The organism is Rhodococcus sp. A14 (genome assembly GCF_011603105.1).
Classification (GTDB): Bacteria; Actinomycetota; Actinomycetes; order Mycobacteriales; family Mycobacteriaceae; genus Rhodococcus_F; species Rhodococcus_F opacus.
In genome coordinates this window covers 1-11292 of the sequence record NZ_JAAOQS010000177.1, presented here as the reverse complement: position 1 = coordinate 11292, position 11292 = coordinate 1, and the positions used below count along the sequence as shown (strand labels likewise).

The 11292-nt window shown below is 65.5% G+C and carries 10 protein-coding genes and 1 pseudogene; 6 read left to right on the top strand and 5 right to left on the bottom strand.

Features of this window, described 5'->3' with window-relative positions; genetic code table 11:
- Positions 1–501: 501 nt before the first annotated feature.
- Positions 502–609, bottom strand: a pseudogene (locus tag G9373_RS47355) (IS110 family transposase); the annotation flags it as partial.
- A gap of 824 nt (positions 610–1433) precedes the next feature.
- Here G9373_RS47355 and G9373_RS43345 point away from each other — a divergent pair.
- Complete coding sequence (locus G9373_RS43345) at positions 1434–1802, top strand: Lsr2 family protein (protein WP_037206231.1); 369 nt, start codon at positions 1434–1436, stop codon at positions 1800–1802.
- A 635-nt stretch (positions 1803–2437) separates the two neighbouring features.
- Positions 2438–2977: an aminotransferase class III-fold pyridoxal phosphate-dependent enzyme gene (locus G9373_RS43340; RefSeq protein ID WP_257226626.1), complete on the top strand. Its 540-nt coding sequence runs from the start codon at positions 2438–2440 to the stop codon at positions 2975–2977.
- A gap of 299 nt (positions 2978–3276) precedes the next feature.
- On the opposite strand, the gene G9373_RS43335 is transcribed toward G9373_RS43340, so the two are convergent.
- Both G9373_RS43335 and G9373_RS43330 read right to left on the bottom strand, forming a co-directional pair.
- Complete coding sequence (locus G9373_RS43335) at positions 3277–3480, bottom strand: cold-shock protein (RefSeq protein ID WP_005242781.1); 204 nt, start codon at positions 3478–3480, stop codon at positions 3277–3279.
- A 114-nt stretch (positions 3481–3594) separates the two neighbouring features.
- Complete coding sequence (locus G9373_RS43330; RefSeq protein ID WP_167120998.1) at positions 3595–3762, bottom strand: hypothetical protein; 168 nt, start codon at positions 3760–3762, stop codon at positions 3595–3597.
- Positions 3763–3833: 71 nt separating this feature from the next.
- Here G9373_RS43330 and G9373_RS43325 point away from each other — a divergent pair, with 71 nt between their 5' ends.
- The 4 genes from G9373_RS43325 to G9373_RS43310 all read left to right on the top strand — a co-directional run bounded on the left by G9373_RS43325 (position 3834) and on the right by G9373_RS43310 (position 7918).
- Positions 3834–4892 (top strand): hypothetical protein, encoded by a 1059-nt coding sequence (locus G9373_RS43325; RefSeq protein ID WP_167121000.1) that lies wholly within the window; start codon positions 3834–3836, stop codon positions 4890–4892.
- Positions 4893–4898: 6 nt separating this feature from the next.
- Complete coding sequence (locus G9373_RS43320) at positions 4899–5885, top strand: hypothetical protein (RefSeq protein WP_167120996.1); 987 nt, start codon at positions 4899–4901, stop codon at positions 5883–5885.
- Positions 5886–5970: 85 nt separating this feature from the next.
- Positions 5971–7263, top strand: coding sequence for an adenylosuccinate synthetase (locus G9373_RS43315; RefSeq protein WP_167120994.1), 1293 nt, complete (start codon positions 5971–5973; stop codon positions 7261–7263).
- A 7-nt stretch (positions 7264–7270) separates the two neighbouring features.
- The gene (locus tag G9373_RS43310) at positions 7271–7918 is read left to right on the top strand and encodes an NUDIX hydrolase (RefSeq protein WP_167120992.1); all 648 of its coding nucleotides are present in this window, start codon (positions 7271–7273) and stop codon (positions 7916–7918) included.
- A gap of 658 nt (positions 7919–8576) precedes the next feature.
- Here G9373_RS43310 and G9373_RS43305 read toward each other — a convergent pair.
- Positions 8577–8831, bottom strand: a complete 255-nt coding sequence (locus tag G9373_RS43305) for a hypothetical protein (RefSeq protein WP_133987664.1) — start codon at positions 8829–8831, stop codon at positions 8577–8579.
- A gap of 413 nt (positions 8832–9244) precedes the next feature.
- Positions 9245–11092: an RNB domain-containing ribonuclease gene (locus G9373_RS43300; protein ID WP_172653159.1), complete on the bottom strand. Its 1848-nt coding sequence runs from the start codon at positions 11090–11092 to the stop codon at positions 9245–9247.
- Between the last annotated feature and the right edge of the window lie 200 nt (positions 11093–11292).

The following is an 11292-nucleotide window of genomic DNA, read 5'->3' as shown; positions in this document are numbered from 1 at the left end:
CCCCAATACCAACGGGCATTCCGACCGCCAGCTCCCACACACCCGGCAACCCACGCGCCGATACCCAACGTGAAACCATCGGTCTCGCTCCCCTGATCGGACACACCCTCGACCTGGTCGATCGCGCGTACGTCGGCGTCGGCCCGAACTTCGCCTTTCGACCACACCAACACCACAGCCGAATTCGCCGACAACCCCGACCTGCCCCCAAGACAAACACACCCGGTACGACGGGATCGACCCGATACCGCCAGAACACGGGCACGAACTCGACGATGCACCCGCTAGTCGGAACCACCCCGAAAGGCCGCTCGCACAATCTGGGGCGGCAATTCCAGCGAGCCCGCAAACAGGTCCGGCGGAAGACAACGGGAACCGCGACGTACACCGACGCAGCCGGACCACGACGGAGGGTGACCGGCCGGAGAACCCGGTCGACGGGAACCGACACACGTTCGACAGGTCCTCCATCGAAATCGACGTCGTGGGGCCGGCCAGCACAGGGGTCAACCGTCCCTGGACCACCTCACCGGTGAGACTGTCGATGGCCGCTGCCGCGACCGAACGTGCGTGCACGTCCAGTCCAATGCTCGTACGCTCGGTAAACACCGGGGCCTCCCACAATTGTCGGATAGGCCGGGCAGGCAGGTTCGTCTGCTCGGTAACCCACGAATCTTGTGCGTGAGGCCTCGGCCCGCAAGAGCGCTCTACCGGCCCCTTTCGGGGGGCGTCCCTCGGTTACTGCTGACCCGTCCGGCGCAGGCCGGCGATGTCAACGTGGAGCACGCGCAGCGCAGCGAGCATGAACGACGTTGAAATCGTCCCCCGCGCCGGGCGCACCCTTTCATCGGACCGAGGGGACGTCCCGCCGCAACGGGAGCGAGCTCACGACAAGTCGTGCGTCACTCCATATCGTCTAGAAGGCCACCGGACCTCAGCGACGGAAGCGGACAGTCCCCCTCCGACCCGGATTCGGAGTGGTGCGTGTTTCCGTGTTCGGTCGTCATACTCCCGGCGTGCCCGCGCCACCCGTCCCGAAACATCGGCCTGCCACAGGTCGGATCCGCGAAAGCCGTCACTGAGGTGTCCCAGTCCACCACCGTCGCCGTGGGCTTCTTCGTCTCGCCGCGCGCCCGTGACATTCCGGGGGCGTGGCAGGGCGGAAACGATCGAATGCGAGTCACCGCTTGGGGACCCACATCGCTAACCACGGCGGACCTGTGGCAGCGAGGATCGCTCCTCTTGGCTCCCGACTACGTCCAACCCCTGCCGCAGATTCGAGAGTTGGCCCGCATGGTGGACGAGCCTTTCAGCCAAGAATTTCGTCCGATTTGCCATTTTCGACACATGCCGTGGAGTGAAGCATTTCAGCTGAGCACGCATCACCGATTGGACGTAGAGTTGGTGCGTAAAAGGGACAGAGGAGTGTTGGAATGGCGCGCCAAATAGTTGTCGAACACGTCGACGATATCGACGGTACTCCCATTGCAGAGGGAAAAGGCGAAACTATCGCCTTCTCAGTGAATGGAATCGACTACCAGATCGACTTGTCGGCGAAGAATGCAAAAGAGTTCCACAAGAAACTCGATCACTACATCGATCACGCCACGAAGGTGGGTGGCCGCAAGAATCGATCCGCGGGCACACTCACGACGGGTGATGAGGTCAATCGGAGGCCTGTGCGCCGGGACCGCGAGCACGTGGGAGCGGTGCGGGAATGGGCTCGGGAGCAGGGCTATGACATCGGAGTGCGCGGGCGCATTCCCACCGAGATCGCGGATGCGTACAACGCTGCTCACTGATGACCGGTAGGAGAGAGCGCAGTTACTCTTTGAGCCCCACGGCCGAGTGGATGGAGTGGGAGGCTGAGGGACGAGGCGGGATCGCGGGGCCGTCTGCGAGAAACCCCTGCTCTAACACCTGTCATTCGACGCGCATGCCAGGTCTCAGAGCAATGCCGACCATCCTCATCCTTCCGGGGAGCGATTTGTCAATCGAGTAACCGCCCGATCTTCTTCGTGGACTCCCGTGAGAATCAAACCCATTCTGAACAGCCCTGTCGATAAGTCATCGCGACCCTATTCATCGATTCGGCGGCGTTGTTCTAGCGCACACATGCTGACTCCACCGCCATGACGTACCGACACCACATCCGGCCGACCGCATTCACCACACATCACATCAGCATCGAATGCCTGTGGCCGTCGGCCACGCCCGGTTCGCCGCCCCCACCGACCGAAACGTGGATCTAGGGCTGCCGCCGGTGAGGCCACTCGGTGACCGCTATCTCGCCGAACCCATCCAAGGCGCGAGCGGATTCGCGACCCCACCCGACGGGTTTCCTCGCGATGAAAGAGGTTCACGACGCCTACGACATCCCCTTCGTCTCCGACGAGGTCCAATCCGGCTGGGCCGAACCGGACGCTCCTACTTCTGAATCGAACACTTCGGAGTTCGCCCCCAAGCGATCACCTTCGCCAAGGGGCTCGCGAACGGAATCAGCATCGGCGGTGTCGTTGCCGAAAACGAACCGATGAACTGCCTCACCGCGAACTCGATCTCGACCGCTGGCGGCAACACGATCGCGATGGCAGCCGGAAACTCCGTACTTGACTTCATCGAGTCTCACGACCTGCAAGCCAATGCTGCCGACGTCGGCCGCCTACAGTCAACCGGGCTGCAGGAACTGGCAACCCGCCACCCACTGACAGGAGACGTGAGAGGCGCCGGACTCATGCTTGGAGTCGAACTCGTCGAGAACGGAACAGAGAAACCCGCAGTCGCCGCAACGAACACTATTCTCACGCAATGCCGCAAACGGGGGCTGCTCATCGGCAAGCGCGGATTGTCCGGCAACGTCCTCCGCGTGACACCACCGATGACCGTCACGATCGAGGAAGCCAAACAGGCTCTCGGAATCCTTGACGACGTCCTCACATACGTAGCATCGCGGGCCGAGCCGCAACCAATCCACTGACCGATGCCGGAGCCCCTGCGTGGGCACACTGACGGTATGGGTCAGGATCACCAGGGGCGACGGACATCGGTGGAGAGTTGAGCCATCGATACTTCTGCCACGTCGATAAGAGCTGAATAGGGCAGTGCCCCGCCCGCCGGTTCATTCTCGGTGGTCATGATCTCGTCAGTACGGACTGTGGGCGCCGGGGTCGCGGATCCCCGTTGTTGAGGCTCTACCCGCGCGGGGACCGATCCGGCGGTATGAGGCGATATTAAAGGGGGACCGCACCCACGGATGCGGTCCCCACGTGGCACTGGTCAGACAGAGCGCACGTTCGTGGCCTGCGGGCCCTTCTGCCCCTGGCCGACCTCGAACTCCACACGCTGGTTCTCATCGAGCGACTTGAAACCGCTGCCCGAGATTTCCGAGTAATGCACGAAAACGTCCGGAGTTCCGTCGTCGGGTGCGATGAAACCGAAGCCCTTCTCACCGTTGAACCACTTCACAATGCCCTGCGCCATGCCGATACTCCCTAAATCTCGATCCGGACCCTCACATCGAGGTTCCGATCTCGATGACCTGATCCTGCCATCTTCGATGTAGTCGCGAAGACTGCGCACCGTATTCGCATCGACCTACGACCGGTCGTCGATCCACTTCCAATGACGTGTGGTGGCGGACTGATGGTGTCGCTGGCGCACGTGACCGGTCGTTCCCGCCAACCGGGACTGACTCCAGGAGTGGGCGGGGATCGCGGCGACGTCCTCGTGGTTTCCGCCGACATGGGTGGCGCCGATCGGCATTGCCTTTTGCTGATTCCTAGTGGGGATTGCAATCCCATGTTTTAGTCGATTAGACTAAAACTATGGAAGCGATGATGAAGGCACTCGACGTCGTCGGCGCGGCAATCGTGCCGAGCGACCTATTCGGCCCAATCACCCACGACCCGGCGGCTCAGCGCGCTGCCCGTCGGCAGTTCCGCCGCCTGTCGATTCTGATTCACCCGGATCGGGTTGATCCCGCGTACGCAGCCCGCGCCGCAGCGGCATTCACCCACGCATCCGACCTGTACCGCCGCTGGCAAGCTGCTGTGTCCGGCACGAATTCGGCCACAGCGATCGTGTTGGACGGCAGTCGCGGCTCCTACCGACTCGGGACTCGGCATTCTCGCGGTTCGATCGCCGACCTGCACCGTGCCACCGACAGCGGCGGCGCGGGCGTGGTGGTGAAGGTTCCCCGCAATGTCTCCTCGAACGCTCTGATCGATGCGGAACGGGCGGCGCTCACTGAGATCGCGGCGTCCGCCGAGGGCGGGAATGATTGGCTGCGCGCGTACTTCCCGCAGCTGATCGACCACCTCACCCACGCCGAACCTGTGACCGGCGCCCGGCGGCAGGTTAACGTGCTGGACTCGCTAACCACCGGATTCGTCACACTCGCCGACGTCCGGGCTGCGTACCCGGACGGGCTCGATCCGCGGGATTGGGTGTGGATGCACCGGCGTCTGCTGCGGGCCCTTGCAGCAGCGCATCGCGCCGGGTGGGTGCACACCGCGGTGACCGCGGACAACGTCCTCATTCACCCTGAGCGGCATGGAGTGGTACTAGCCGGGTGGTCGTTCGCCACCCGCCCAGGCACGGTTCCGCTGGCGACGATCCCCTCTCTGCAGGTGCACTATCCACCGGAAAGTTCCACCGACTCCCCCGCAACCCCGGCCTGGGATGTGTTCATGGCCCATCGGTTGATGCTGACCATGCTCGCCGACACGGCCCCGGACCGCCTGCGCGCGTTCGCATGCGGCTGCATGCAACCACAACCTGGTCTGCGACCTGACGCCGTCGATCTGCTCGACGAGTTCGACGACCTGCTCGACACGCTCTACGGGCGGCGACGCTTCCGCCCGTTCACCATGCCCACCACGAAAGGACAGTGATCCACCATGGGATACGGCAAATGGGATGACGACACCTACACCGCGGCCAAGACGTTCCGCGCCGCCCGCGGCGTCGACGACTTCGGCTACACCAGCGCCCTGTACGCACGACCGAGAGACCAGTGGAAGGCCGATCCGACCCTGGACCCGCTGGGTGTGACCGTGCGGGAATGCCGGGATTCGGCCGGGCACCCCGAGTCGCTACCGATCGCCGTGCTCTTCGACGTCACCGGTTCGATGGGCGCGGTACCGCGGATCATGCAGGACAAGCTCGGCAAACTGCACGGCCTGCTGCAGCGCAAGGGGTATGCCGACGACCCGCAGATCCTGTTCGGCGGCATCGGGGACGCCGACTCCGACCGAGTGCCCCTGCAGGTCGGTCAATTCGAGTCCGGAAACGCCATGGACGAGCAACTCCGCACCATCTTCCTCGAAGGCAACGGCGGCGGACAGAAGTCCGAAAGCTACGAGCTGGCCGCATATTTCATGGCGCGGCACACCGCCACCGACGCGTGGGACAAACGCGGCCACAAGGGGTACCTGTTCATCATCGGCGACGAACTGAACAAGGCCCGACTGTCTGCCCGGCACGTGCGCGCGGTGATCGGCGACGACCTCGACCGCGATGTCACCGTCGAGTCGGTGTACCGGGAACTCGAACGGCGGTGGAACGTCTACTTCGTACTGCCGAATCAGTCTGCGTACTACCACGATCCCGAGATCGCGGAGCACTGGCAGTATCTTTTCGGGGAACGGTTCCTCAAGCTGGACGACCCGGGCGCGGTGTGCGAGCTGATCGCTCTGACGGTCGGCATGGGCGAGGACCGCATCGACCTCGGTGAGGGTCTGGCGGACCTGCGTGACGTCGGATCCGCCGCCGAAGCGGACACCGTCGGTCACGCGCTCGCCGTCCTCAGTGCGGCGCGGGCCCCCGTCGCGGTGAGTCCACTGCCGATCGATCCGTCCGGCAGCGACGACGTGTCCTTCACCTGACACCCGTTCGGGAGGCGGGGCATTCGATCCCGCTTCGGGTGCGAGCCCCGCCTCCCGACGTCCCCCTTCTACGACAGGAGATCCCATGACCACGGTGTTCGGTGACCACGACATCATCGTCGTCGACCTGGGCTTCGGCGACGCCGGCAAGGGCGCCACCGTCGACTGGCTCTGCGCACCGGACGCCGGCCTCGACGTCGCAGCAGTCGTCCGGTTCAACGGCGGCGCACAGGCCGCGCACAACGTCGTCGTCGACGGTCGCCAACACACCTTTTCCCAGTTCGGGTCCGGGACCTTCTCCGGCGTTCCCACGGTGCTGTCGAAGCATGTCCTCGTCGAACCGATCGCCCTCGCCGCCGAGGCCCGCGCCCTGGCCGCGCTGGGTGTACCGAATCCGCTCCAGTTACTGCACATCGACGCCCACGCGCTACTGACCACCCCGATCCACGTCGCCGCCAACCGCGCCCGCGAGTACGCCCGCGGCGACGGCAGGCACGGCTCCTGCGGCAAAGGTATCGGCGAGACCTCCGCCTACGCCCTCGACCACCCGGAGGCACCCACCGTCGGGGACTGCCACCGCCCAGCGGTGCTGCGCGCCAAACTCGCCGCGATGGCCGACCACTACCGTCACCTGGTCTCCCCCAGCGTGCACCGGTGGCCCGACCTCGACGACATGGTCATCATGTACTCCGAATTCGTGGCCGCGGTCCGGATCACCGACGACGGTGATCTCGCCGCCCTCGCGGACGGAGGGCGCCTGGTTTACGAGGGCGCACAAGGAGTGTTACTCGACGAGTGGCGCGGGTTCCACCCACACACCACCTGGTCCACCGTGGAACCGAGCAACGCGCGCGCACTCTCCGCCGAGCACGGCCGCGACAGCCACGTGCTCGGCGTCACCCGCACCTACACCACCCGGCACGGTGCAGGCCCGATGCCCACCGAGAACCCGACACTCGGTGCGGTCCTTCCCGAACTGCACAACGACACCGGCAGCTACCAGGGCACCTTCCGGATCGGGGACCTCGACGAGGTACTGATGCGGTACGCCGCAACCGTATGCGGCGGTGTGGACAGTCTCGCCGTCACCCACCTCGACGCGGTGACCCGTGCCGCAGCGGCCGGGATCGCCCTCCGTAGCGCACGCCGGTACCCCGGCGTCGGCGACCTGCTGCCGCTCGGGCCGTGGAAGGACCTCACGCATCAACAACACCTCACCGACGTCCTGTCCGCCCTCACGCCCGGCACAGTCGAGTTGCCGACGCATCCGGCAGACGTCGCGGCGCACCTCGGATCGCTGGTCGGCGCACCGGTGGTGCTCACCTCCGACGGTCCCAGTCGGGCCGCTCGTCGCGTCCGAGAGCCTGCTGTCGCATGATCACCGTATGGAACAGTCATCGGTCTCCGTCGACGTGGTCGCTCTCCGGTTCGGCAATCCGGAGCCAGGCTCGCTGCGCTACGGCGTCGCGCCCCGCCGCTGGGAGCCGTACACCGGGCAGACGGCCCTGCCCGGTGTCCTTCTCGGCGCCGGTGAACGCCTCGAAATGGCCGCCCGCCGCGCCGTCACCACTAAGCTCGGTATCCCGGACGACGCGATCCTGGCCGTGGGACAACTCGAGGTGTTCGACGAACCCAGTCGCGACCCGCGAGGGCCGACCCTGTCCATCGCCATGTGGGCCGTCATCACCGCGGACAACATCACCACGGACCCTGCCGCCGCGACGCAGTGGCGTGGCTTCGACGAACACGGCACCCTTGCCTTCGACCACGACCGCATCGTCGCGGCCGGACGCCGCATCCTCGCCACCAGCCTCCTCTGGCGGGACGCAACATTCACCCGGGCCCTCCTCGGCGCAGAATTTCCCGCCACCCACGCAGTCACGGTCACCACTGCCCTCACCGGCAGCCGCCCCGATCAAGGCAATCTCAATCGCACCCTCAAGGCGATACCTGGACTCGAACGCACCGACGAGCGTGTCCGCGTGCAGGCCACCGGCCGACCGGCAGTCGTATGGCGTTGGACCACAACATAAGCGACATTCTCGCGGGACCGTGCCACTAGCGCACCGAGCGGGGCTACCGTCCCTGCTGACCTCGGTCCGCCGCCCGCTACGAGGCGTACGGCTGGCACGGCGCGGGCTCCCGGTCGACGTCGTGTTCATCGGCTCGCTGACCCGAGCATGGACGTAGCGACGCCCGGTTGCAGCTGTTCGGGGACAGGGCTCGGATTTCGGGGTCAGGGCTCGGATTCGACACCACATCAACTGTCACCGGGTACTGCTCGGTGCCTCATTCGATCTCTGCCTCGCCAGCGGTGACGAGGTTGGACTAGCAGCCGGGATCGGTCGGGATACCATCGCTGCGTCCTCGAATGCCTCGTGTCACACTCCTTCCCATCGGGCTTCGCTCCGCACGCCCCGACTCCTCGACAACTGTCCACATTCTTGTCGTCGTGAACTATCCACTGCGACAATATGAGCCATAGCGGAGAAGCCGGAAAAATCAGTCGAGCAACGAAACTTTCTCGGGTCACGGCCGGGCCGGTGCCGGCACATCTCAGGGTAGCTAGGAGGGCAAGCGAAGGCGTCGGAACGAGGCCCCGCCGCTGTGGATGATCTTGGGGAAACAACGCCGACTCACCGGTGCGAACGTTCCCGGCCAACCCGTCAGTGGTGCTGCGGTGCTGCCCCTCTATCCGGAGTCCCCAGCGCCTAGATCGACCGTGAGGTCCTCGGTGTCGGCGAAGACCAGACGCCCGTCGTCAAGGGCGACCGCCCACCTATGGACAGGTGCCCAATCGTGGCCGCGTCCAGCGGTGTCGGTCAGTTCGGCGTAGTCCTCGACGATCACGCCTGTCACTGCCTCAGACGGCCTACGCACCAGCACCCGGGTGCCCACCTCCAACGCATCCGGTGACGCCGACTTCTTCTCGCTCTCGTCACTCATGGACTGCACCTTTCTTCGGCTGCCCCTCGGAGCATAAGCATGACCCGTCCGCGCCCACCAGACGAACTCACAACCACGGGCCGATCGGCGCCCAGGCCATGTGGGTTCACAAGTGCGCCGGCCGCGCACGTGGCGAGCTGGCATACGGGCCCCCACGGCCCGCATTACGGTCGATTTCTCCCGGGACGAAGCGCGGAGTAATTCGATGTTCCGCGGGTACTCCCGACCTACGCTGCACAGCGGGCTCGACGGCCCCGGTGGCAGCCAGGCCCTACGACCAGCGCTCCCCTTTCGCTGGCCGGAGGGCCGCTCGCCGCCGAGGCCACCAAGAGCTAGCCGGCGCCGCCGTGGCCACGGCGGCGCCCATAACGTCTTTATCGACACGGACACTGACCGGGTGAGTGAGCTTCGGTTTACCGGTGCGATCGAGCTGGAGACGTCTCGTCGAGAAGCGAATCGACAAGGTCCGCTGCCGCGGCGGTTCTAGCGAGGTTCTTAGTTGTCCCACTGCCGGTTGCTGTGTGATCCAGGTAGCGGACTTCGCACGTGAACACCGGCGCGTGGGCGGCACCCTCCATTCTCACGGCCCACTGCGGGGAGGGATGGCCATGGTGTTCGGCATGGCTGATCACCCAGGCGATCGGGTTCTTCTGCGCTCGCTCCCGCCGTCTCGATGCCTGGCCCGAATCCGAATCCATGGGTCCGCAGCACGCTGACGCCGACCTCACCCGTACCCCTGCGTGGGTGGCGCTCGGGGAAACGGGCTGCGGATCGTCACGCAGCGGAGAGCCGACCTCCGGATGGCTCTCCCCTGCCGCGACGGCCTTCGTCAGGCCCCACGCTGCGTCCTGCTCGGCGCGCTTCTTACTGCCCGCGGTGGCCCACGGCCCACAGACCTGACCCACCCGGAACCGGGCCGCGAACACCGGCGTGTGCGAGGGTCCGCGGTGATCGCCGTCGATCTCGGGCCGATGCAGGTCGGGATGCGCCTGCAGCCACATCGACACCACACTCGGCCCGAACTCCGGATGCGCCCGCGATGCCCAGTCGAAGACCTCGCGTCGGATCGGCGCCCAATTCTCCCCGGCTTCGAGCAACGTCACGATCATGGTCACCGTCACGTCGTCAGTCTGCACGCGGCGGCGCAGCTCGCTGACCACGTCACCGATCGGGTCACGTGCTGTTGCGGCCGCGAGCACCTTCGCCCACCGCTTCGAGTCGAGACCCTCGAGTTCTCCGGCGGCAACGACCTGCGCGGTCACCTTTCGATCGCGTGCCTTGAAGTGCGCTGCCTTCTCCTCCCGGTCCGCGGCGATACGCCGGTTGATATCGGCGGCGAGGTTGCCGAGTTGCTCTGTCGTGTACGGGGCAGGCGCGGAGTCGAGGTGGGCGAAGATCACCCGCTGAGTGATCAGGTCCGACACCCTGCGCAGCGGCGACGTCGCGTGCGTATACGCCGCCAACCGGAGCCCGTGATGGCCGTGCACCGTCGGGGCGTAGGTGGCAGCACGATACGACGACTGCAGACGCGAACGCAGCTTCTCGAACAGCACTGGATCGGTCATCGCCACCGCAACCTCCGCCGCGAGGTCCTCGGTGCTGCCCGCGGTCACCGCACTGCGGTGATTGCGGAACAGTACAGGAAGATCCTCCTGCACACACCACATGGCGATCGCCTCGTTGGCTGCGATCATCAACTCCTGCACGATGACATATCCCACCGTGCGCACGTCCAGGGGGATCGGCGCGATCCCCCCTTCCTCAGTGGAGCCCCAGCCGCGCGCGAGATCGTAGAGGGCGAAGACACCGGACCTGCGACGTCCCTGGAGCAGCACCTCCGCAGCGCCATTCGCGGCTCGCACGCCCTCGTGTAGCGGGTCAGCGACCGACCTGAAGATTTCGGTGATCTGCGCATGATCGACCGCGACGCACCTACCGGCCGGCACCCGCCCGCGATCGACGCTCACCCCGGACACCACCCCGTCCGCGGACAGATCAGCTAATACCCGCAGCGTGGACCTCTCCGCTGTCTCGGTCAATGTTGCCGCCTGCTCGGTGTCGCGGCCAAGCATCGGCACCGTCCGACGGGACAGATACTTCGATTCACGGCGCAGGAATGCCGTCGCATCGGCGTCGGAACCTAGGGCCACGACGTCCGCGACCCCGGCGATGTGCACCTCCAGCTTCCAACCTGAACCGTCGGCGAGCTCGGTCACCGCGAACGCATCATCGCGATCGAGGGCCTCGGACCGATCCACCATCAACAACGGCACACCACTATTGGACACTGCGCCTCCTCAACCAGAAATCGGCAGCGACACTGCACCAGAAACCATCAGTACCAGCGACGGACATCAGTGTCGATCACCTCTTCCCTTCGACACGCCCACCGATCCAGCGGACTTGCGGCTACGCCGCCAACGCCCTGTTGAGGCAGCTTCGTCCCTGCCCACCCTGGTGT